This is a genomic window from Sulfitobacter sp. M368 (assembly GCF_025141875.1).
GTDB classification, from domain to species: Bacteria; Pseudomonadota; Alphaproteobacteria; order Rhodobacterales; family Rhodobacteraceae; genus Sulfitobacter; species Sulfitobacter mediterraneus_A.
The window spans coordinates 2,683,883-2,705,340 of record NZ_CP081113.1; the positions used below are offsets into that span (position 1 = coordinate 2,683,883).

31 protein-coding genes and 1 tRNA gene are annotated in these 21,458 nt (G+C 56.8%); 21 read left to right on the top strand and 11 right to left on the bottom strand.

Annotated elements, in window-relative coordinates:
- Positions 1–3 precede the first annotated feature (3 nt).
- Positions 4–1,428 (bottom strand): TolC family outer membrane protein, encoded by a 1,425-nt coding sequence (locus K3754_RS13425; protein ID WP_259937958.1) that lies wholly within the window; start codon positions 1,426–1,428, stop codon positions 4–6.
- Positions 1,429–1,482: 54 nt separating this feature from the next.
- Positions 1,483–2,136, bottom strand: a complete 654-nt coding sequence (locus K3754_RS13430) for a protein-L-isoaspartate O-methyltransferase (RefSeq protein ID WP_203210604.1) — start codon at positions 2,134–2,136, stop codon at positions 1,483–1,485.
- A 141-nt stretch (positions 2,137–2,277) separates the two neighbouring features.
- Between K3754_RS13430 and K3754_RS13435 the strand changes: the two genes are divergently transcribed.
- Positions 2,278–2,351: transfer RNA gene (locus tag K3754_RS13435), tRNA-Cys, on the top strand.
- Between the two features lie 68 nt (positions 2,352–2,419).
- Here K3754_RS13435 and xerC read toward each other — a convergent pair.
- The 3 genes from xerC to K3754_RS19885 are packed head-to-tail and all read right to left on the bottom strand — an operon-like array spanning position 2,420 to position 3,857.
- Positions 2,420–3,451, bottom strand: coding sequence for a tyrosine recombinase XerC (xerC, locus tag K3754_RS13440; RefSeq protein ID WP_259937965.1), 1,032 nt, complete (start codon positions 3,449–3,451; stop codon positions 2,420–2,422).
- Positions 3,448–3,639 carry a hypothetical protein gene (locus tag K3754_RS13445; RefSeq protein WP_259937967.1) on the bottom strand — a complete coding sequence of 64 codons (192 nt, stop codon included), beginning with the start codon at positions 3,637–3,639 and terminating at the stop codon, positions 3,448–3,450. Before K3754_RS13445 ends, xerC begins: the two co-directional genes overlap by 4 nt.
- 23 nt (positions 3,640–3,662) lie before the next feature.
- The gene (locus K3754_RS19885; protein WP_409202356.1) at positions 3,663–3,857 is read right to left on the bottom strand and encodes an Arc family DNA-binding protein; all 195 of its coding nucleotides are present in this window, start codon (positions 3,855–3,857) and stop codon (positions 3,663–3,665) included.
- Positions 3,858–3,941: 84 nt separating this feature from the next.
- Here K3754_RS19885 and K3754_RS13450 point away from each other — a divergent pair, with 84 nt between their 5' ends.
- On the top strand, positions 3,942–4,256 hold the full coding sequence (locus K3754_RS13450; RefSeq protein WP_259937969.1) for an Arc family DNA-binding protein: 315 nt from the start codon (positions 3,942–3,944) through the stop codon (positions 4,254–4,256).
- A gap of 2 nt (positions 4,257–4,258) precedes the next feature.
- Here the strand turns inward: K3754_RS13450 and K3754_RS13455 are convergent, their stop codons facing one another.
- Positions 4,259–4,900: a hypothetical protein gene (locus tag K3754_RS13455; protein ID WP_259937970.1), complete on the bottom strand. Its 642-nt coding sequence runs from the start codon at positions 4,898–4,900 to the stop codon at positions 4,259–4,261.
- 157 nt (positions 4,901–5,057) lie between these two features.
- Here K3754_RS13455 and K3754_RS13460 point away from each other — a divergent pair, with 157 nt between their 5' ends.
- A complete protein-coding gene (locus K3754_RS13460; protein ID WP_259937972.1) occupies positions 5,058–5,270 on the top strand; it encodes a helix-turn-helix domain-containing protein in 213 nt (70 codons plus the stop codon).
- A 2-nt stretch (positions 5,271–5,272) separates the two neighbouring features.
- Entirely contained in the window at positions 5,273–5,473 is a 201-nt protein-coding gene (locus K3754_RS13465) for a hypothetical protein (RefSeq protein WP_259937974.1), read from the top strand.
- Positions 5,474–5,529: 56 nt separating this feature from the next.
- Here K3754_RS13465 and K3754_RS13470 read toward each other — a convergent pair whose 3' ends face one another.
- Genes K3754_RS13470 through K3754_RS13480 form a run of 3 tightly spaced genes read right to left on the bottom strand, consistent with a single transcriptional unit; the run spans position 5,530 to position 7,483 of the window.
- Positions 5,530–6,081 carry an isoprenylcysteine carboxylmethyltransferase family protein gene (locus tag K3754_RS13470; RefSeq protein WP_259937975.1) on the bottom strand — a complete coding sequence of 184 codons (552 nt, stop codon included), beginning with the start codon at positions 6,079–6,081 and terminating at the stop codon, positions 5,530–5,532.
- Positions 6,078–6,713, bottom strand: a complete 636-nt coding sequence (locus K3754_RS13475; protein ID WP_259937976.1) for a cation transporter — start codon at positions 6,711–6,713, stop codon at positions 6,078–6,080. The genes K3754_RS13470 and K3754_RS13475 overlap by 4 nt, the downstream gene beginning before the upstream one ends.
- Complete coding sequence (locus K3754_RS13480) at positions 6,713–7,483, bottom strand: transglutaminase family protein (RefSeq protein ID WP_259937978.1); 771 nt, start codon at positions 7,481–7,483, stop codon at positions 6,713–6,715. The genes K3754_RS13475 and K3754_RS13480 overlap by 1 nt, the downstream gene beginning before the upstream one ends.
- 72 nt (positions 7,484–7,555) lie before the next feature.
- On the opposite strand from K3754_RS13480, the gene K3754_RS13485 reads away from it, so the two are divergent.
- Complete coding sequence (locus K3754_RS13485) at positions 7,556–7,987, top strand: helix-turn-helix domain-containing protein (RefSeq protein ID WP_259937980.1); 432 nt, start codon at positions 7,556–7,558, stop codon at positions 7,985–7,987.
- Between the two features lie 86 nt (positions 7,988–8,073).
- Here K3754_RS13485 and cueR read toward each other — a convergent pair whose 3' ends face one another.
- A complete protein-coding gene (cueR, locus tag K3754_RS13490) occupies positions 8,074–8,457 on the bottom strand; it encodes a Cu(I)-responsive transcriptional regulator (protein WP_259937981.1) in 384 nt (127 codons plus the stop codon).
- A gap of 96 nt (positions 8,458–8,553) precedes the next feature.
- On the opposite strand from cueR, the gene K3754_RS13495 reads away from it, so the two are divergent.
- From K3754_RS13495 to K3754_RS13525, 7 genes are all read left to right on the top strand, one after another.
- Positions 8,554–9,303, top strand: coding sequence for a MauE/DoxX family redox-associated membrane protein (locus tag K3754_RS13495; protein WP_259937983.1), 750 nt, complete (start codon positions 8,554–8,556; stop codon positions 9,301–9,303).
- 495 nt (positions 9,304–9,798) lie between these two features.
- Entirely contained in the window at positions 9,799–10,266 is a 468-nt protein-coding gene (locus K3754_RS13500; protein ID WP_259937985.1) for a cytochrome c, read from the top strand.
- Positions 10,267–10,277: 11 nt separating this feature from the next.
- Positions 10,278–10,619, top strand: coding sequence for a copper resistance CopC family protein (locus tag K3754_RS13505; RefSeq protein WP_259937987.1), 342 nt, complete (start codon positions 10,278–10,280; stop codon positions 10,617–10,619).
- A gap of 2 nt (positions 10,620–10,621) precedes the next feature.
- Positions 10,622–11,500, top strand: coding sequence for a copper resistance D family protein (locus K3754_RS13510; protein WP_259943357.1), 879 nt, complete (start codon positions 10,622–10,624; stop codon positions 11,498–11,500).
- 8 nt (positions 11,501–11,508) lie between these two features.
- The gene (locus K3754_RS13515; protein ID WP_259937989.1) at positions 11,509–12,804 is read left to right on the top strand and encodes a multicopper oxidase family protein; all 1,296 of its coding nucleotides are present in this window, start codon (positions 11,509–11,511) and stop codon (positions 12,802–12,804) included.
- Complete coding sequence (locus K3754_RS13520; RefSeq protein ID WP_259937990.1) at positions 12,801–13,232, top strand: c-type cytochrome; 432 nt, start codon at positions 12,801–12,803, stop codon at positions 13,230–13,232. Before K3754_RS13515 ends, K3754_RS13520 begins: the two co-directional genes overlap by 4 nt.
- A 102-nt stretch (positions 13,233–13,334) precedes the next feature.
- Positions 13,335–13,790, top strand: coding sequence for a YHS domain-containing (seleno)protein (locus K3754_RS13525; protein ID WP_259937992.1), 456 nt, complete (start codon positions 13,335–13,337; stop codon positions 13,788–13,790).
- Between the two features lie 30 nt (positions 13,791–13,820).
- On the opposite strand, the gene K3754_RS13530 is transcribed toward K3754_RS13525, so the two are convergent.
- Positions 13,821–14,369, bottom strand: a complete 549-nt coding sequence (locus K3754_RS13530) for a Crp/Fnr family transcriptional regulator (RefSeq protein ID WP_259937993.1) — start codon at positions 14,367–14,369, stop codon at positions 13,821–13,823.
- 98 nt (positions 14,370–14,467) lie between these two features.
- Between K3754_RS13530 and K3754_RS13535 the strand changes: the two genes are divergently transcribed.
- The 9 genes from K3754_RS13535 to K3754_RS13575 all read left to right on the top strand — a co-directional run bounded on the left by K3754_RS13535 (position 14,468) and on the right by K3754_RS13575 (position 21,454).
- On the top strand, positions 14,468–14,995 hold the full coding sequence (locus tag K3754_RS13535) for a hypothetical protein (protein ID WP_259937994.1): 528 nt from the start codon (positions 14,468–14,470) through the stop codon (positions 14,993–14,995).
- Positions 14,996–15,484: 489 nt separating this feature from the next.
- Positions 15,485–15,811 carry a hypothetical protein gene (locus K3754_RS13540; protein ID WP_050673810.1) on the top strand — a complete coding sequence of 109 codons (327 nt, stop codon included), beginning with the start codon at positions 15,485–15,487 and terminating at the stop codon, positions 15,809–15,811.
- 64 nt (positions 15,812–15,875) lie between these two features.
- Positions 15,876–16,454 (top strand): lytic transglycosylase domain-containing protein, encoded by a 579-nt coding sequence (locus K3754_RS13545; protein ID WP_259937995.1) that lies wholly within the window; start codon positions 15,876–15,878, stop codon positions 16,452–16,454.
- Positions 16,454–16,744: a TrbC/VirB2 family protein gene (locus K3754_RS13550; protein WP_025060020.1), complete on the top strand. Its 291-nt coding sequence runs from the start codon at positions 16,454–16,456 to the stop codon at positions 16,742–16,744. Before K3754_RS13545 ends, K3754_RS13550 begins: the two co-directional genes overlap by 1 nt.
- 7 nt (positions 16,745–16,751) lie before the next feature.
- Positions 16,752–17,030 (top strand): type IV secretion system protein VirB3, encoded by a 279-nt coding sequence (locus K3754_RS13555; RefSeq protein ID WP_024096577.1) that lies wholly within the window; start codon positions 16,752–16,754, stop codon positions 17,028–17,030.
- Positions 17,020–19,386 (top strand): type IV secretion system protein B4, encoded by a 2,367-nt coding sequence (locus K3754_RS13560; RefSeq protein ID WP_259937996.1) that lies wholly within the window; start codon positions 17,020–17,022, stop codon positions 19,384–19,386. Before K3754_RS13555 ends, K3754_RS13560 begins: the two co-directional genes overlap by 11 nt.
- Complete coding sequence (locus K3754_RS13565) at positions 19,379–19,537, top strand: hypothetical protein (RefSeq protein WP_165821375.1); 159 nt, start codon at positions 19,379–19,381, stop codon at positions 19,535–19,537. Before K3754_RS13560 ends, K3754_RS13565 begins: the two co-directional genes overlap by 8 nt.
- On the top strand, positions 19,530–20,678 hold the full coding sequence (locus tag K3754_RS13570; protein ID WP_259937997.1) for a lytic transglycosylase domain-containing protein: 1,149 nt from the start codon (positions 19,530–19,532) through the stop codon (positions 20,676–20,678). The genes K3754_RS13565 and K3754_RS13570 overlap by 8 nt, the downstream gene beginning before the upstream one ends.
- Positions 20,675–21,454 carry a type IV secretion system protein gene (locus tag K3754_RS13575; RefSeq protein ID WP_259937998.1) on the top strand — a complete coding sequence of 260 codons (780 nt, stop codon included), beginning with the start codon at positions 20,675–20,677 and terminating at the stop codon, positions 21,452–21,454. The genes K3754_RS13570 and K3754_RS13575 overlap by 4 nt, the downstream gene beginning before the upstream one ends.
- Positions 21,455–21,458 lie beyond the last annotated feature (4 nt).

The following is a 21,458-nucleotide window of genomic DNA, read 5'->3' on the forward strand; positions in this document are numbered from 1 at the left end:
TGGTCAGTTTTTAAGGATACCTTTGAGCGCCTTATCCAACTGTTTGCCCTGTTTGGAGCGTTTGGCCGGGCTGTCTTTGACCAAATTATAATAGGCCGCAGGATCATAGGTCTGCACAGGCAGTTTAAGATCCTTGACCGTCAAACGACCGGTGGCGGACAGCAATGTATAGGCCGCCACATAAAGGTTGGCGCGGGCCGAGACCTGCAGGGACTGCGCGTCCAGCAAGGATTGTTCGGCGTCCAGAACATCCAGCGTGGTCCGTGCGCCCAAGGCGGCCTCTTCGCGGATGCCACGGAAGGCAATGCGCGCGGCGCGAATCTGGCGTTCGGAGGCGGACAATTGTGCGCGGGCCGATGCGAGGTTGGCATAGGCGTTGCCAACCGATTGTTGCACATCATGACGAACAGTATGCAGGTTCGCCCGCTGCGCATCGCTGCGGGCTTTGTTCTGCCGTACGCCCGCGGACAGACGGCCACCTTGATAGATCGTCTGTCCCAGTTCGATCCCGACAGACCCACTGTGGTTGAAGTCGCTGGAACTTAGGTTTTCGCTCAAGCCAAGCCGCCCGTTCAGGCTCACCTGCGGCGACATATCCGCTTCGGCAGCGCGGGTCAGCAAATCAGCGGCAGCCACCTGATGCTGTGCGGACAAAAGCAGGGGATGCACACGCACGGCCAAGGCTTTGGCTGCATCAACGCTTTCGCTGATGGACGGCAATGGCGGCGCGGCCCGCAACTGGCCGGGCTTGCGGCCGACGGCATTGCGATATTCTTCGATCGCGCGAAGCCGGTCGCCCTGCGCACCCGCCAGACCGCTGCGGGCCTGAGCAAGCTGTGCTTCGGCAAGGGCAACATCGGTGCGGGTCACTTCGCCCACTTCAAACCGGTCGCGGGCGGCGCGCAATTCCTGGGTCAGCAGTCGGACGTTATTGGTGCGAAGAGCTACAAATTCAGAAGCTTCCAGCACGCCCATATAGGCGGCGATGGCCCGCAAAAGCACCTGCTGCTCTACATTCACCAGCGCATCGCGGGTCGCCAGAACCGTTTCCTTGGTGGCCTCAACGCGGAATTTCCGTGCACCACCGTCGTAGATCAGCAATTCTGCAATCAGGTTCAGCGACGCGGTCAAATCGTCATTCGCAACAGCGCCGCCCGTGGCGGCAGTGCGCACCTGGCCAAAGCTCTGCGTGGCGGCGGCAGTCCAACGGACAACCGGCTTGAGCGCCGATCCGGCGATGGCGACATCCTCGTCAGCGGCCCGCAGCAGGGCACGGTTCTGCTCCAGCAAGCCGGAGTGTTTGTAGGCTCCGACAAGCGCATCCGCGAGCGTTTCTGCCGTGACCGCCTGCGGCACTGCAAATCCGGCAGCAACCGCCAGAACCCCGCCCAGCAATCGCGATTTGAACGATGTTTTTGCAGACCGCATTTCGAACGCCTCTTACTATTTCAATACAATCGGCACCTGACAGGTGCCCGAAATTCAAAGCTGGAATTCAGCCGTTTTTTCAAACCCAGGCAACACAGGGGCTGCCGCGTTGAACGCCATGCGCCAGCTCACCTGATCGCCGCGCTTGTAGCCAATCCGAACCTCGCCCAATTGCCCTTCCATAAATAGACAGGCAATGCGGCCACCATCCTTGAGTTGGTCCAAAATCGCATCAGGCAAGGTGGCGACGCCGCCTTCGACCACAATCACATCATATGGCCCATGCTGCGCCACACCTTCGGCAATCGGGCCGACATGCATAATCACATTGTCCGCACCTGCTGCGGTCAGGGCTTCCTGCGCCTCGGCAGCCATGGATTCATCTTCCTCGACGGCGACAACGGCCTCGGCCATGTGGGCGATAACGGCGGCCGAGTATCCCATGCCGCACCCCAGATCGAGCACCATTTCCCTGTTCCCGATCGCCAGGGCATCCAGCATTTTCGCCAAAGTGCGCGGCTCCAACAGAACCCGCCCCTGCCCCAAATCCAGGTTCTCGCCCAGGTAAGCCGCCTCGCGCCGGGCCGCTGGCACAAAGTCCTCGCGCGGTACCGTCAACATGGCGTCAATGATTGGAAATTTGGTCACATCGGATGGACGGACCTGTGTATCGACCATCATTGTGCGGCGGGCAGTGAAATCACTCATCAGCTAAACTCATACGTTCAGATTCTTCTCAAACAGATGTGCCACATCGCGGGGCTGTCAGCAACGGCTAGCATGCACTTTCCCGCAAGTCGCATCTTGCAGCCGCTTAAATGATCCGTTAGCAGTGCCACGACCACAGGCGGCGAGTTGGCGGAGTGGTTACGCAGCGGATTGCAAATCCGTGTACACCGGTTCGATTCCGGTACTCGCCTCCAATAAAATCAATGACTTGCGTCATCCTCACTCTCCTTCACTGCCATTTTTGAAACAACCGTTGAAACTTTCACGTTTCGGTCTTGCTTCGTTCCATTTGATTTCTTGCCTCTTGAGCGCGCTTGGCGAGCTCCCTTTGCCGGATCGGCCCACCGTATTTTTTCAGCATCTCGACGCCTGAATGGCCGGTGACCGCCTTGACCATTTCGTCATCACAACCAGCCAGATACAGCTCGATCGTCGCATTTTTCCTCAGCCCGTGCGTTTTGTAGTAGCTCGCCTTCTCGTGCTTCATCTTCTTTTTGATGGTGCGCATTTCCTCCGCAACGATCCGGTAGCTCACTGATTGACCCTTGGCGTCGGTCACAACAGTGCCGCCCGTTCGTGCGAGCCCGTCGAGATGGGCTTTCAGGCGGTCGGTGAGCGGGATCCAAAGCGGCTTGTCGGTTTTGCCCTGCGTAAAATCGAATCCTTCATCGGAAAAGTGCTCCCATTTCATCTTCACGACATCGCCAATTCGTTGGCCTGTACCAACGCAAAGCTCGTAAACCAGCCGCGCCCTCTTTGAAGCAAGCGCTTCGAACTCGGCCCGAACATCATCTGGCCACGGCTCCCAGCCGTCGCTCTGCTGCTTGAATAGCGGTATGCCTTTCGCCGGATTGCCGTGCTCCTTCTTGATGAAGCCAATCAATCGTGCGTGGTTCATCAATACGACCATGACCTGAACGAGATAGTTGGCTTGCCGCCAATGATCCGCATTTGCGCGGTGCAATTCATAGATGTGATGGGTTTCGATCCTGGCCGGGTCTTTGTCGGCCCATATTTCACGAATGTGGCTGATGTACCGCCGATAATCGGATCTCGTCCGAGGCTTCAGTTTCTTATAGGCGTCGCTCTCGTAGTAGCTAAGAATCAACGCCTCAAAATTTCGCTTCACCGGCGCTGGCGCTGGTTTTCCCTTCAGCAGGCGATTGTAGTGTTCCCAAAATTCCGGGGTGCCCGCTTCCTCGTGCATCATGACCGAGATACCGCGTGAACGCCGGATAAACCGGAGATACCCCCGGTCATTGTAGACGTATTTGGGCAAGCTTTTGCGAGTCATTCGCCCATTCTCAGGTCACTGTTGAGAAAGTCGTCTGCCGCCTCTGGCGCGACCATGTTGGCATCGACGATGACACTGCCATCAGGCTTGATCTCAAATTTTGCGCGCTGCCAACCTGCCTCCCGCGCCTCGCGGATGAAGGCGGAGGCTGCCTGTTTCGCTTTTGTCTGCATACTTGCTTTAGTCATCGTATCGGCACCTCTCTTACTTGTTAACAACGCGCGCTATCACTCTGATCTATAGTGATATTTCCAACTGATCCGAACTTGGACCGCCTGTCTTTCGCCGCGCGAATGGCGCGGATCACTTCCGAATTTTGGGAATTTCCATTGCGATCGGACTCCGCCTTGATCCACTCTTTGAGCTCTTGCGGAAGCCGAAGTTGCATTGGTTTACGACTGTTCATGAAACGCCTCCAGGTTGAAACCACATCCCGTTAGTGGCACTTAGCCACTATTGCGTCAATCGCTTTTTATGGCACAGTGCCACCATGCCGGAACAAAGCTCTCAGAATCAGGATAAATTCATCGTGCGGCTACCCGACGGCCTGCGCGATCGAATACGCCTCGCGGCCGAGGCCAACCATCGCAGCATGAATGCTGAGGTCGTTGCCCTCCTCGAAGAAAACTATCCAGTTCCTGTACCGGAAAAACTGGATGACCCCGCCGCGAGGTTGCTCTTCTGGCTCGCCAAACGCATCCGTCGAAGAAACCCAAAGCCTGGGACGCCAAGGGACAAACAAGCCGCCCTGTATGAGCGCATTGCGGGTGATATCGCGGAACGTATGAAGGACATCGGCGAATAGCCTTAGTAGGCAACCCACTCATATCCGTGGTTACCCTCGTGATCTTCCCATTCAACACCCACCCCGCGCCGCCAATTCGATGATGAGCAGCGCCGTGACGGCAGGACCCATTGCGGAGCGGCCGCTGGTGTTGTGCGTTGCCAGCCGAATTCGCCCTGCGTGCCGTAGGTCCCGAGGCGCATGTTGTAACTCTCAGAACAATCATCGTCGCGACCACGTTCGCGATGGCTGTAGTGCCGAACATCCCAAACACGGATCGAGCGCACAAAATCGAATTCCAAACCGCTAATGTCGATATCAGCACCGCCTTCGACCACCTGCGCCAGAATGACGTGACCAAGAGTCTGGCCGATTTGGTTGCTGGCCTCCCAGATTTTTGGGGCCCTGCTTTGCAGGGGCGCACGTTCAGAAATACCCATCGGGCAACGCCAGATTTGTAACGGCGGCTCAATCGGCCAAGGCGTGATCCGACGGATGAATACGGCGCGGGCATGGGCACATTCTGCTGACGCGGGCCACCCACCAGCCAGGCAAAGCAGAATGGCGCAGTCAACCTGATAGGCTTTCGCGGTCTGCGGAACCCAGCTTGCTAAGACAGCCACGGTCAATCCACAGCACCAGCTTTTCAACAACTTATGGAACATGCCCCACAACTCCTTTTGTCAGCATAAGGATAGTATTGCAACATTCTATCATTTTCAGCTTTCACACCATATGCGGGCAACCGCCGAGGACAGCTCTCGCGCGTTTTGTGGAATATATTCCGTAGAGTGAGCCTCGTTGTTTGGCCGAAGACAGGCCATGAATTTGAGGGAACGCATAGGGCTAAACATCCGGAATCTAAGAAGTTCCAAAAGAATGAGCCAAGAAGACTTGGCGCATACGGCAGGTATTGACCGCAGCTACATCAGCGAGCTTGAACTCGCTCACTCTGCGGCATCGGTGGATATTCTTGAAAAAATTGCGGTCGCATTTGACGTCGATCCACAAGAGTTACTTAGTAAAAGGGGCTAGGTTTGCCCAAACTTGAAAATGTTCGCACAACGGCCGAAGCCATCGGCCGCATTTCGTGCATCAAAACAGGTGAAGAAATCGGCGTTCTATATCAGTGGGATAACGGCGAGACGCAGGCAGCGTTGTACGATGACTGCCATCCTAAAACACCACATCGCTCAGATCATCCCGCTGAACCAGACCTTGGCGTAGAACGCAGCTAACGGACGGACGGAGTACAGATCTAGCATGTGCTGAGGGTTGGCTAAGGTCGGCTTCTTCACAAAAAGCGACGCACGCGATTGGCGTATCTATCGAAGTCACTGCCGTAGTGCGCGCGCAGCCATGGCTCTTCGGAAAAAGGAGCAGCAACTAGAACAATGATGGCCGAAACACCCACGAGAAAAGCCAGCGGCGCGGCTGAAAGCATCATCCAGCCAAGTATCATTCCAATGTCAGCAACATACTGAGGGTTGCGCGAGAAACGGTACAAACCGCTCGTTTGCAAACCGCCGGTCGCACCGCCAGTCTTGTGAATGCCAAAGCCTGCTACGGCACTCCAGACCACGACGTTCCCAATGACGATCAGCGGTATGCCTACGCCATACCGGAGCCATTGCGGCAGCGCGAGGTCGCCCCATGCCAAAATCCCCAGAGCCAACAATGCGCCAAAGAGCGAAAAAGTCGGCACCCATACCAAAATCGGGGTTAAGGACGAATATCTGGCGGGAGGCCATAGCCGCTGCGTGGGCCGCGCGATGGACCACAGGATCGCAGCGAGCGTTGCGGCCGAGATCCCCAATCCCACGATGGTCAAAGCGGTCTCGATCATGTTTCTGCGTGCCCGAGCCTGTCGACTTCGCGGCGCTCCGCCAAAGCCTGTCGCACAATTTGAAATGAAGACGACAAAAACAGGCCAGCCATGATGGTTGCGACGATCAGGTCTGGCCAGCCGGTCGCCGTGCCCCAAACCCACAAAGCCGCGAACATGACGGCCACGTTGCCGATGGCGTCATTGCGGGAGCAGAGCCAAACAGAGCGCACATTGGCGTCTCCATCCTTGTACCTCACAAGCAGCAGGACGCTTGCGAGATTGGTGAGCAATGCAAAGAACCCGACAAGCCCCATGATTTCCGCTTCAGGGACACCGACATAAAAAACGCGGTAGACGGTCGCCCCGAACACCCACAGCCCCATCAGAAGTAAACTCAACCCCTTTGCCAGCGCTGCATTGGTGCGTGCTCGGATCGAAGCACCGATCACGGCAAGAGAGATACCGTAGGTCAACGCGTCCCCTAAAAAATCTAGAGCATCGGCCTGAAGCGCCTGGGACTTTGCGACGTGACCGGCAGTCATCTCGACACCGAACATGGTCGCATTCAGCGCAATGACAATCCAAAGCCGCCGCTTGTAGTCGTCTGAGACGCCTTCGAACTTGACGTCATGTCCGCAACATCCTGACATCACACACCCTCCTTCAATTCGATAAGCTCTTGGGCGGGAACAAGACTGCTTTCGCCAACGGGGATGTCAGGCACATGGCCTTGCCTGATCCGCGCAACGCGCCGGTTCATCCAATGCCGGACGATCAGGCGATAAAGGAGTCCACGCAATCCCGAAAGCTGGCGATGTTTCGCAAAAAAGTCATCAGGGCTGTCGAACACACCGAAGTCGTGATTGATACCTGTCTTCTGGATGTAGGTGCTTGTGCCAACCCACTCTACAGGGGGTGCTTGCAGACAGTCCGTTCCCGCGCCATAGGCGCATAGCGACGTTCGCCCCGGAAAAGTTTTTTGAAGCGCGCTCAGAACATCTCGATCGAGGATGAAGCCTTCAAGATTGATCCAGGTGCCATCAATCAAGATCTCGACCCAGGAATGGATGATGTTACTTGGCGCAAGCGGATAAACCAGCTCCGGCACAACACCGCGCTGCAATCCCTTGTCGATGGTGAAACCGTGGAAACGGCAGGGAATATCCAAAGCGCGCAGCAGCGCCATCAGGAGCGTTCCCTTGGTGTTGCATTGGCCGTATCCGTCAGCCAGCACGTGAGAGGCTGGCAGCGCATCGTCACTGTTATAGCCGAACAGGATTTCGTTGCGCACGAAATCGTAGGCCGCGCCAATTCGCGCCTTGGGTTCGAGGGAAGACCAGCCCCTTTCAGCAATCAAGGCTTGAATGCTACCGGATCGAAAATCGAGGATGGCGGTTACTGCGAGGTATTTCTGGGACATGGAATGCACTCTAGTTTCTTCGTCCCACCTCATATACAATCTCTAGTGACTAGAGGTTCAAGAGGTAATTTCATGTTTTCTATCGGAGAGCTTTCAAAACGTACCAAGGTCAAGGTTCCGACGATCCGTTATTACGAGGAGCAAGGGCTCTTGAACGCTCCGGAACGGACGGAAGGCAATCAACGCAGATATGACGCTAAAGGCTTAGAGCGCTTGAGCTTCATAAAACACGCGCGCGATCTTGGTTTCACAATTGAAGCCATATCTGAACTGATCGAGCTTCAGGGCCACCCGGATCGATCGTGTCAGGCGGCAAATGACATCGCCACCTCGCAACTTTCAGATGTCAGAGCTAAGATCAAACGTCTCCGGGCTCTCGAGAAGGAGCTTACGCGAATTTCAAAGGGGTGCGACGGTGAAGGGGTCACAGAGGACTGCTATGTACTGGCGTCCTTGGCCAATCACGATCTGTGCGAGCAGGATCATTCTCTGAGGTCAGATTGAAGCAGCATAGCTCGAAAATGACGCCAATAAACTGCGATCCATGCGAATACTGAGATTAGGTTTGTGATTACGAAAAAATCTCGACCTTAACCCAAATAGTCAATGATTGGGCAATCCGGCCTCTGATCGCCTCGACATGACTTTACAAGGTGCTCTAGCTCTTCATGGAGTGATTGGAGCTCCCTCTGTTTCTCTTCAATGTCCTGAAGCTTTTTTGAAGCAATTCGTTTCACCTCAGCGCTCGTGCGATCTCTGTCTTGGTAGAGGCTCAAGAGTTCGCGGCACTCCTCAATGCTAAAGCCAAATTCCCGAGACCTTCGAACAAAGCCCAGTTTTCGCACCGAGGCATCGTCATAGGTTCTGTAACCCGCTTCAGACCGTGAAGGCGCATCAACCAAGCCAATGTCGGCATAATAACGCACTGTTTTCACAGGCAATCCTGCGGCCTCTGCGGCAGATGAAATATTCATCACGACTCTCCTTGACCTTCCAGTAACTGGAAAGATTAGATTTGCATTGACGCAATTACAAGACCGCCTTTCGCGGAATTCTCGAGGATGCAGCCAATGCCTAAAGACACCTTGCAAAAACATGCAACGCTCTACCGAATGGTGATGTCCGACCACATGTGCCCCTACGGACTGAAGGCAAAAGACCTTCTGGAGCGCAACGGCTTTGTCGTCGATGACCGACACCTCAAGAGCCGTGAAGACGTCGATGCCTTTAAGGCGCAACACGGAATAAAGACGACACCGCAGATTTTTATTGGCGACGAACGTATCGGCGGGTTCGATGATCTCAGCACACATCTTGGAAAACCTGCCAAAGCGAAAGACGGCACGACCTACCAACCTGTCATTGCATTGTTTTCCATCGCTGCCCTGCTGGCCATCGTCGTTACCTGGCTGAGCCTTGGAACCGCCTTCGCAGGCCGAACGATCGAGCTCTTCATCTCGATCTCCATGGTCCTTCTCGGGCTGCAAAAATTGCAGGATGTTGAGCGCTTTGCGACGATGTTTTTGAATTACGATCTGCTTGCGCAACGCTGGGTGCGCTACGGATATATCTACCCCTTTGTCGAAACAGGTGCGGGGCTTTTGATGACGGCGGGCGTTCTGACATGGGTGTCGGCCCCGGCGGCCCTGATTGTCGCGGGCATCGGCGCAGTCAGTGTCTTCAAGGCCGTTTATATCGACAAACGCGAGCTTAAATGCGCCTGTGTTGGAGGTGACAGCAAGGTGCCGCTTGGGTTCATCTCTCTCACTGAAAACCTGATGATGGTTGGAATGGCCGTTTGGATGTTGGCAAAACTGTGAACACCTGTCGCAGTTGTAACATTCAACCCCTTGGGCTAGGCTTTTGAGGTGAAAATTATTCGTGGCATAATCGCAATCGCTTTGATTGGCATGCTCTTGATCGGGAACATGATCGAGAGCGCTGCGCATGCGGGAACCCCTGATTGCATTGGTGAGCATTGCCACGAACATGCGCCAAGCGACGTTGCCAGTATCGCGAGCCACTCACATGACGTCTCTGAAAACGATCAGGTGGCACACGAATGTTGCGACCAGATATTTTGCCAAGCGATAACTTTGTCCGATTTCCCGACACTGGATCATCCGATCGGACTTCGCTCGGCCTCATGGGGACAGATCGGCCAGTTTGCTGCTGTGAACAGGCCACGAACTCCCGAACGACCACCTAACAGCTGATCACGCCTATCGAGTTTTGCCCAAAGCATTCGGGCAAAGCGTGACCTGCCGCGTCCTCTGGGGCGATCGGCACCTCTATCAGCATGTTAGGACACCTACGTGAACACGAAATACCTATTCCTTGGCGTAAGCGCCGCTGCCGCAATCGCCGTCTTTGGCTTCCTTCGCTCAGAACCATCGCAGGACATCACTCAAGACGATCCAGCCACCCAAACTGCAACAGTCACGGCCGCAGATACGGCTACCGATACGGCTATGGTGGCGATCACCATGCCTCAGATCAGCGGCAATGCGGCGATCGGCCAGAACATCTTTGAAAGCATCTGTGCGGCCTGTCATGGCACGCAGGGTGTTGGCAACGCAGAGGCCGGACCACCGCTCATTCACAAAATCTATGAACCCAGTCATCATGGCGACGAAAGCTTTCAACGCGCTGTTGCCAATGGCGTTCGCGCCCACCATTGGCGGTTTGGAGATATGCCGCCGGTCGAAGGCCTCACGCGTGGCGACGTCGCCATGGTGATCGATTACATTCGCGCCATCCAACGCGCCAACGGGATTAACTAAGGAATACGACCATGAAACACCTTGCCCTTTTTGTTTGGCTCGCATCTCTTGCGTCCGGTGCGTTTGCCCACTCCCGTGTCGATACGACCACGCCTGAAAATGGCGCTGTGATTGCGGACGTCCCCGCCGATATCAGTTTTAATTTCGCCAATGACATTCGCCTGACGCGGGTGAAGATGACCCATGCGGATCACCCGTCGGTGCAACTCGATCTCGGTGACCAGAAGAGCTTTGATCGCACCTTTACGCTTCCTCTGGAAGGCATGGGGGCTGGCATCTATCGCATCGAATGGCGCGGGCTTGGGATCGACGGTCATGCGATGCAGAGCGAATTCTCGTTCACGGTGGAGTGAGCATGCCGGATGTTTGGGGTCAGGCCGCAATTCTGGCGAAACTGCTGTTATACATTGGAGCCTTGGGCGCGGCCGGATTGGTGATCGCTCAGCTGGCATTTGCCAGTACGACGGACTCTCTGACCAAGCGGATACGCAACCAGACGATTGCTCTCGCGGTGCTTGCGCTGGCGGCCTCTCTTCTGGGTTTCATGCTACGCGGTGCCGCGCTGACTGGAGGCTCAGATGGCATGACAGACCCCGAAATCTTGGGCCTATTGTGGCAGACCCCAGTTGGCGACGCGCTTTTGTATCGTGTGTCAGGGTCCGCCATGATCATTGTCGGGGTATTGATGTCGCGCGCGGGGCTCCGCCTTGGGCAATGGCTCGCGCTTGTCGGTGCCTTATTGCTGCTTTGGTCGTTTGCCCAGATCGGTCACATACCGGATAAAGGACAATTGGGCCTGCGTCTTCTTCTGTCGCTGCACCTTGCTGGCGTTGCCTTCTGGATCGGTGTCTTGCCACCTTTGCATCATCTGTCACGCAGGGACGATCGGTTGAACCAAGCGGCACAGCTCGGGCATCAATTTGGCATAGCAGCGACGATCATTGTGCCTGCTCTCATCATCGCAGGGCTTATCATGGGCTGGGTGTTGACTGGCACCCCGTCGGCCTTGTTCGGCTCGGGGTATGGTCAGGCTCTCCTTGCAAAATTCGCTTTCGTCGCTGTGGTCCTGACGCTCGCTGCGGTAAACAAACTTCGCTTCGTGCCCGCGATGCAAGCTGGAAATACAGCTGCGGCGCGCCATCTGGCTCGATCCATTCAAATAGAAACAGCAGTTATCTTGGCGGTGCTTGCGACGACAGCAGCACTGACCAGCGTATTGACACTGCGGAACTGAGACACGTTATGAACAGACGAGACTTTCTTTTGACCGCGAGTGCGGCAACGCTCCTCCCCAATGTTTCGCGCGCAATGGGCCAGTTTGACCTTACTGCAGAAGCGGTGGAGGCGCAGATACTGCCCGCCGGAGAATATTCTGCGACGCGCTCTTTCGGCTTTAATGGCGGATTGCCGGGGCCGGAAATCAGGGTGCAGCAAGGCCAGCGCCTAAACGTGCTTTTGCACAATAAGCTTGATGAAGGCACGGCGGTGCATTGGCACGGCATACGCTTGCAAAACGCAATGGACGGTGTGCCGATCCTAACACAGGACATTGTTAATCCGGGCAGCACACATACCTATCAATTCACGCCCCCCGACGCAGGCACATTCTGGTATCACTCGCACTACCTGTCGCACGAACAGGTTGCACGCGGCCTCATGGGGCCGTTGATCGTAGAAGAGGCCAACCCGCCGGACGTGGATCATGACATCACAGCCATTCTGGCAGATTGGCGACTGGACGAAACCGGCCAACTGACTGACGATTTCGCCACGATGCATGACGTCGCTCATGCAGGGCGAATGGGGAATTTCGCGCGTGCGTTTTTGCCTGACCTGCTTTTGAAGAAAGGCGCGCGCATCCGCCTTCGGATGATCAACGCCGCCACCGACAGAGTTTTCCCGCTCACTTTGACAGGGCTTAAGGGCAGGATTGTCACCTTTGACGGCATGCCTCTCGCACAGCCAAGGGAATTTGAGACCATCGAATTGGCACCGGCGCAGCGCATTGACATCATCGCTGATGTCGAAGGCGCGATGGAGATTTTCATGGCGACCCGAAGCGGGAGTTATTCACTCGGGCAGTTGGCGACAGAAGGCGAGGTTGAGCCCCGCAGCAGCGAGATTCCCGCGCTGCCATCAAACGATGTTCCGCGCCCCGGCGAGGTCACGCAAGAGCTGACTTTGGCCATGCAGGGTGGCGCTATGGGGGGCAGACATGGCGGTGACAATATCTGGGCCTTCAACGACCTCTCTGACCTGCAATCCGCCCCTTTTGGCCGCTTCCAGCGCGGCGAGACCGTGCGGATCCGATTGGTGAATGACACGAGCTTCCCGCATGGCATTCACCTGCACGGGCATCATTTTTACGAGATCCAAAGGGACGGCAGCCTTGGGGATTTGCGAGACACGAGCCTGGTACAGGCCGGTGAGACGCAAGATATCCTCTGCGTGTTCGACAATCCCGGCAAATGGATGCTGCACTGCCATATGCTAAGCCATCAGGCCGGTGGCATGAAGACATGGGTGGAGGTGCTATGAAGAATTTTCTGATCTCCATTTCCTGCTTTGCCGCAACTGGAGCTTTCGCGGATCATGAGTTGGACAACCGTGATTTGGCAAACGGGCAGGCCCTTTATGCAGAGCAATGCGCCGCATGCCACGGGGCAAACCTCGAGGGGCAGCCCGAGTGGCGATCGCCGGATGAAAATGGCGTATTGCCTGCACCGCCGCACGATCAAACTGGGCATACTTGGCACCACGACAATAAACTTTTGTTTGAGTACTCAAAGCTCGGCGGGGCAGCTGCGCTTGAGGCACGCGGTGTTACGGGGTTTGCCAGCGGCATGCCGGGCTTCGGTGAAACACTAACGGATGAGGAGATTTGGGACATTCTCGCCTACATCCGCTCGACCTGGCCGAAACGTGTTCAGGACATCCAAGCCGCGCGGAATCCACCTCATGACTAACCCGTGTTGTGCCTGTTCACGGCGGGTTCACAATCAGGTCATGCACCCTGAAACGCGCGGATTGCCAATGTATAAACGATGCAACGACAAGGATCATCCACCATGCTGACACGCCGCAAGACACTCGGTCTACTCACCGCAACACCCGCCGCCTTCGGACTGTTTCCTTCCGTCGCCTTTGCGCGCGAACCGGAGGTCTTTCAAAATCCGATTGCGATAAATGCGGTCGATCCAGTTGGCTACTTCGATCAGGAAAAGCCCGTATCTGGTGCAGCGGCGCACGCACAACTCTGGAACGGCGCTGAATGGCATTTTGCCAATCGGCGCAACGCCGACAAATTCGCGGCAAACCCAGAAGCTTATGCTCCTGGGTTCGGAGGCTACTGCGCCTTTGCGGCATCGCGAGGATATCTTGCGCCGACCATACCTGAAGCCTGGACGATCTATGAAGGCAAGCTCTACCTGAATGCGAGCCTACGGGCGCAAGAGCTATGGCGGCAAGACATTTCTGGCAACATTGCCGCAGGCCTCGGTAATTGGCCGGGGATCCTGGGCTAACACCCGTCCGCGCAGGATTGCCTGTGCTAACTATGGCTGGCGCAGAACGTATTCACCGCGCCCGGTTTTGCTCAGCAAGCCCTGATCCGTCAGCTCCTTCAGCGCTCGATAGCAGGCCTCTTTGGTGAGGCCTATTTGACTCGCGAGCTGGGTAACTGACCCCCTCAATCGTCCACTGGCGACAGCCTGAAATACCCGCTCATTCGCGGATTTCACGGCATGGAGCGTCAAGAGCTGACGATAATCCTGCACCTGTGAGGCCAAAAGCCTTGTGATCCCTTCTGAGAAGAAGGCGTCCTCACGCTGCCGCAGTAATATAGCGCTCTTGGACAGGCGAATAACCTTGGAAGGTGCGACTGCTATTGCATCACAATGGTAGTGATCGGAGTAAAGCGACGCCTCCGCAAACATGCTGCCAGCAACGGCATTGTGAAGGGTCACCAGCGCCCCTGCTTCGGTCAGTCTGGTCAGACAAATTGCCCCTGAAGCAACAAAAAACAGACCACGCGTCTGATCACCCTGATGAAAGACGTGATCGGCTTTTGCCAAGGTCATACTCTTGCGTGCATCATCATTCAAAAGATCAAATGGCTCTGGTAACATATGATTTCAATCATATTTGATTTTGCGGGATCAATCTATCAAAGACTGAACCTCAACAAAAAAACGGTCTTTCCATGTTCAGAACAATGCTTTGCGCCTTTGTCACATTCGCAACCTCTCCAGTATTTGCTCAACATATGCATCACGGATCAAATGGCCCAACAGAGGTCGGACAATCAGCCTTCGCCGCCATCTCCGAAATCGTGCAGATCTTGGACGATGATCCAAAGACAGATTGGAACAAGGTCAATATCGACGCATTGCAAAGCCACCTGGTGGACATGGACCTTGTGACGACCAGAGCCAAGACCACCACGGAAACGAACGGAATGACTGTGACCTTCACTGTGTCAGGCGAAGGCGAGACGCTGGGTGCTATTCAACGCATGACTGTGGCGCATGCACCGATGCTCGCGGCTGAAACAACGTGGGACATAGATGTCGAACCCACCACGTCCAGTGCGGTTATGCGTATCACTGTTAGCACCGAGACCGATCTGGCAAGGGTAATTGGGCTTGGCTTCTTTGGCGTGATGGCCATTGGTGCACACCATCAGGCGCATCATTTGCAGATCGCCGTTGGGCAAGACCCTCACCACTGACTTTTGTTCCAATCTGCACTGGGCTCGCAGTCAACCAGACGCTACTGCGCGCCGTAACTGGCGCTAAGCACAAGGACAAACTTCGCGTTGATCTTACGGGCCTCTTCAAAAACTTGACGCCGCTGATCATCAATGCATCTGAAGTAATATTCAACAGATGAGAAATACGCCTCCGCATCCCGTTTCAGGATTTCTACATACCGCTCCGCTAAGGCGGGCTCCGTTGGTATCCAAGGCGGCGTAGGTGGCCCACAACTGCCCGCGATCGCGGCAGAACCCCAGCTCAGAACGACCATAACCGCCCATATTTGTTTCAAAAGCGCCATATTATCTTGGCTCAGTCACTCCGTTGCAGTAAATTTATTTCAACGCATGAAAGGTGCAATAACTCAAAATGCACCTATTGATTGCAAAATTATAATATTGTATCGGTTCGGTAGTCCATGAGGGACTGCCGGGCTAATGCATAATTCTGCAAGGCTCGATCCTATGAATTTGATGCAAGACGCCCCCAATGTTGTCAGTGAAGACGGGCTGCGCACGCTGCTTGCCGAGGGTCATTCGGCGGATGTTGTGTGTCGGGTTACGCCCAAACGTACAGGTGCTCAGTGGTCCGGAGTTTGGACCGTGCATTGCGTCTCGCCAGATGGCGAGACGCGCCGCCTGCTCGTCACTGCTCGAAACAACATGGCAGCTCGGGAATTCAAGACAATTAACGGTTTATCCAGCTTCCTCGCCGGGCTTGGCGTTTCGATCGTCTCGATCCCTATGCTCGAAGGCAAAATCGCCTCTCACAAGCTGGACGACGCGGGCTAAGACACTTGCCGTCCTGGCAGTATGCATTGCTGCACCCGCCTATTCTGAAGGCTTCGTTCTTTCCATGCGAGCCGATGGCCAGCTAGAATCTAAAGCCCCCCAATCAGGTTTTGCACAAAGCTACGTCGACGGGATTGGTGCCAACCCGCCAGAGCTGATCGTTTTTACAGCGCCTGAGCCTGAAGGTCCGCCTCCTGCACCCGACCGCGCAGTTCCCCGCCCAGAAATCCTCGCAGCGCTTGAAAGCACTGCGCATCGCTATGGCGGGCACCCGGCGTTGCGCCGCGCCGGTCTGTCGGTGACAGAATGGCAGGCCCTCTTCCAAGCCAATATTGAGATCGAAAGTGCCTACCGCCCGAATGCGCTCAGTTCCGCAGGCGCGATCGGCCTGGGACAGTTGATGCCCGCGACGGCCGCGCAGCTCGGCGTTGACCCGCATGACTGGCAGGCCAACCTCGATGGCTCTGCTCGTTACCTCCTGATGATGTTGGCGCAGTTTGGCACGCCCGAACTCGCGCTTGCCGCCTACAACGCAGGGCCCGACGCGGTCGCGCGTTTTGGCGGCATCCCTCCCTACCAAGAAACCCAAAATCACGTGCACCGCGTCATTGCCGTGCGTGATCGACTGACTGGAGCCTCCTGATGCACATTCAATTCCGCACGATCCTGTCGCTGGCTCTGGCCAGCTTGATGATTGCCAACCCGGCCTTTGCGCAGAGCATTGACCTTTCGCCGGTGCAGAACCTTTTGCAGGGCATCGTCGATACGATCACCGGCCCCCTGGGCATAGTCATCGGCACCTTGGCCCTGATCGGTGTGTTCCTCTCTTGGCTCTTTGGCATTCTGGATTTCCGCCAAGCCCTCTGGGTGCTAGTTGCCATTGCAGGGATCGCGGCTGCGCCGACCATCGTGACCGCGATCTGGGGTGCGTAAATTAGGCATGGCAACGCAAACCCGCCTCTTCCTCGGTCTGATCCGGCCGCCAAAGCTCATCGGCTTGCCGATCATGTACGCCATGGTTTGGCTCTTCGGGTTTGTGTTGCTGTTTCTCTGGGTCCAGAGCTGGCCGGTGATCATAATCGCCGCCCTGGCCTATCCCGCGCTGTGGAAAGCGGCGGATTGGGATCCGGCCTTTCTTGAGGTGATGGTCACCGCCCTGCAAGAAACGCCACCGACCCCGAACCGCAAGATCCATTCGGGGGACAGTTATGCTCCGTGATCCGTCGGATGATCTTGCAACGCTGCCAGACTGGGCGCGCAAAGAGCGCCCGATGGCCAGCATGCTGCCCTATGTCAGTCTGGTGAATGATGTGACGATCCGCACACGCGGCAATGCGCTGTTCCAATGCATCCGCCTCGATGGCGTCAACAGCATGACCAGCGATGACGTGCATTTGGAGAAGACCCGCGAGCTCTTTGCAGCGATCATCGCGCAGATCGGGCCGGAGTACAGTTTCTACGTTCACAAGGTCTCAAAAGCGATCGGAACCGCCTTACCACCGGTGCCAAATGAAGGGTTTGCACAAGCGCTGGATACCCGCTGGCAAACGGCGATGGCGCGGGCAGGCCTGCGGGACAAGACGCTCACGCTCACGGTGCTGAAACGTCCTCCCCTCGGCGCGCGGCTGCGCCTGAAGCGCTCAGATTCGATCGCACAGTTGAAAGACCAGACAGCCAAGCTGTTGCGCAAGCTCGAGGAGGTCGTTGGGTTTCTGCTGTCGTCCTTTGCCGAGATGAACCCGCGCCTTCTTGGAGTCGAAAACGGCGAACTGCTGGGTTTCCTCGGGGCGCTCAACATCGGCCAAGAGCGCCCGCTGTTCGCAAAATCGCGATTTGGCGTCATTGCCGAAGATGTGGCCAACACCCGCGTCACGTTTCGGGGACGCGGCTTTACGCTCGACGATGGGACGGCGGGCAAGCGGTTTGGCACCAGTTTTGCGATCAAGACTTACCCAGCCAGAACCAGCTGCACCATGTTCGATGAGCTGAACCTTCCCGTCGACATGGTGGTCACGCATTCCTTCACGCCGATTAACAGCAACATCATGGCCAGTCGGATCAAGCGTCAGCAACGCCTTATGAAGGCCAGCGATGATGGCGCGATTTCTCTCGCAGAAGAACTGGTCGACGCGCTCGACGATCTGGAATCCAAGCGGCTCAGCTTTGGTGATCATCATATGACGGTCACGGTTTTCGCCGAGACCGAGGAAAAGCTGGAAGCAATCGCCGCCGAGGTCCGCAATATAGCTGCCAGTGAAGGCGTCAATCTGGTGAACGAAAGCTTCGCGGCGCGCACACATTATTTCGCGCAGCATCCGGGCAATGGGCAAATGCGCAGCCGCAAGGCCGCCATCACGAACACGAACTTTGCCGACCTCGCAGCACTGCATCGCGGTCAACTGGGCAAACCTGGCCACAAAGTGCCTTGGGGCAAACCGATCACCCTGTTTCCAACGCCTGAACGCTCGGGTTTCCTGTTCAATTACCACGAGACGGGTCAGCCAGACAAAGAACCGACCGGCGGGCATACCTTGATCCTCGGTCGTCCTGGTTCCGGCAAGTCGGTCTTGTCAGCCTTTCTCATGACCCAAGCCCGTCGCTGCGACGCACGCGTCTTTGTCTTTGACTATCGCGCTGGCATGGAAATGGCCGTGCGGGCCAATGGCGGGCGTTACAGCGCCATCAAGGCGGGTGAAGCCACAGGTCTCAACCCGCTCCGCACGGAAATCGACGGGCGCGGGCAAGCCTGGCTTTCCGATTGGCTGGCCACGCTGCTGCATCGCGCCGACAAGCCCCTGAGCCCGGTCCAGATCAACCGCATTCAGGAAGTGGTACGCCAGAACGCCGGAGCGAGCGATGCCGCCCTGCGCAACTGGCAGGATTTGGCCTCCCTCTTTGTGGCGGGGGCAGATGAAGGGGATCTGTTCGAACGGATACAGGAATGGACAGCTGATGGCCGCTACGGCTGGATCTTCGGGCAAAGCGCTGACGACACATTTTCGCTCGATGGTGTGGTCGTGGGGTTCGACCTGACCGGCATTCTCGACAGCGAAAGCGAGAAGGAACGCATGGCTGTCCTGTCATACCTGTTTCGGCGGGTGGAGCGCGTGATCGAGGACCGCAAACCGACGCTGATCATCATCGATGAGGCCTGGAAGGCGCTGGATAACCCGTATTTCGCGGATCGGCTCAGTAACTGGCTGGTCACGGCGCGCAAACAGAACGCCGTCGTTGTCATGATGACCCAATACGCAAGCCAGCTTGAGAAAACCCGCACCGGCAAGACGATTGTCGAGGCTGTGCCGACGCAGCTCCTGCTCCCCAACATTCGTGCCTCGGCAAGCGATTACACCATGCTGGGCCTTTCGGAGAAAGAGCTCAGTGTTTTGCTCAGCACCGGCAGCAACTCCCGTTTGGCGCTGGTGCGTGACGATCAAGGCTCGGTCGTGATCGATGCCGATCTGAGCGCCCTTGGCCCATACCTCACGATCCTTGGCGGTATGGAAAAAGGCGAGGCGCTGGTCGGCGCGGATTACCGCCAAAACCCCGATTTTTGGAGACAGATTGATGCGTAGACTTTGCGTGCTGACCCTCACCCTTTTGACCCTGACAGCCTGCGCGGAATACCGGCCTTCAGAGGCAGAATGCTTTAACTCTTTTGCCGAGGTCAGCCGCAGCAACTGCAATTTCGAGCTGCTCGGACCGATTGGTTCGCTGCATGAATAGGCTCCGCTCGCATATCCTTGCGAGTCTGGTGTGGTTTGCCGCGCCAATGGCCTTTGCCCAAGGTGTGCCCACCTTTGATGCAGGCATGTTCTTGCAGCGCGAGCGCGTGTTGCAGCAGGGCGAACAAGATCTGGCACTGCAGCGGGATCGTTTGACCAAAGAAGAAGAGCTTGAAGCGCTCGAGCAGGAACAACTCCAGGCGCTGGAAGACATCCTTGATGCCACGACGTTGGCCAGCGGGAACTCAGGCACACTGGTCGCGCGCTTGGAAGCTGGTTCATCGCCTGAGAGCGCCGCAGGCACGCTCTATGGTTCGGTCGATCCGAACCCCGGCGCAGCCCAGATGTTCGGCGATGCCTCAGGATCGATTGAAGAGCTGATCATTCGCGCGGCTCAGGAAACGCACCACATGTCTGGCGTGCGCGCAGCGGGTCTTTCGCCCAAGCAATGGCGCTGTCTGTTACAGGCGCTGATCTGGCAAGAAAGCCGCTTTACCATCGGCGCGCGTTCACCGGTTGGTGCGTTTGGCCTGACCCAGATCATGCCCGGCACGGCGCAGGATCTGGGGATCTACCCGGCCTACTATGAGAACCCCTATGTCCAGGTCACGGGCGGCGCGCGCTATCTGGCGCAGATGCTGGCCATGTTTGATGGCAACATCATTCACAGCCTGGCGGCCTACAATGCCGGTCCGGGCAATGTGCAGCGCTACGGCGGCGTGCCGCCCTTTGCTGAGACCCAGCATTACGTTCAGGTGATCCCGGAGCGCTACAACCTTTACCTTGCCCGCGTCGGCGGTGTTGATGCACTCGGCACGATTGATCCGGTTCTGCTCGCAAACTCGACCATGAGCCTCACCTCCTTCGGCGCAGGGGTCTATGGCGATTATTCCATGGTCTCGGTGCAAGCGGCCGCGCAGCGCGTGCAGGACATCATCACCCGCATTGGTGAGACAGATGACATTCACGCTGCCATGTCGCTCAACACCTATGCGCGGGCCGAACTCGCCCGCTTGATCGCCATCCGCACGCGCCTCAAGGCCGCCCACACCCGCCCGCTCAGCGCCGCAGAGCTGGCCATGGCGGCCGCGCAGGCGCGCGAACAAGACTTCATGCAATTCGATCTGGAGGCACTACGATGATCCGCTTTCTTTCTGCCGTAGCCATCTGCGCATTGTTGGTTGCGTCCCCTGCATCTGCCCAAGGCGTGCCAACGGTCGACACCCGCAACATCGCGCAGGAAATTCGACAACTGCAGCAGATGCTGGAGGATTTCGGAATCCAAACTGACCAGCTCGACACGCTTCTCGAACAGCTCGATCTCGTGCAGCAGCAACTCGACACGCTCAACGAGACCTACGCCGCGCTGACCGGCGCGACGGATATCATTGAAATGGCCATGGGCGGCGACCTTGACGGCCTGCTCGATCAGGAATTCGGCGATCTCCTTGGCACCATCCGGCAAATCCAAAGCGGTGACTTCAGTAGCCTGATCGGCAATGCGGCCCCACAGATGGAAGGCCGCATGACGCAAGCCTTGGAGGACGCAGGTTTTGACCAAGACAGCCTGTCTGACATGGCCAGCAGCGGCAATCCGGGCGCGGAACGCATTGCCAGCCAGGCGGGCACTGGGGCCGTTATGTCAGCGGCGGCCGAGAACAGCTATGACGAGGCCGCGCAGTCTCTCGAACGGGTCGAACAGCTGGTCTCGCTGATCCCGGATATGGAGACGCTCAAAGAAGCCGTCGATCACAACACTCGCGTCACGGCCGAGCTGGCCATTGCCATGACGCGCATGTGGGAGCTCGAAGCCATTCAAACCGTCGGCGCGGGCCAGTCCGGCGTGGTGGATGCCGCCACGCTGGCCGAAGAACGCCGCTACATGGACTTCACCCTGCCAGACTTGCGCGCGGACTGACTCC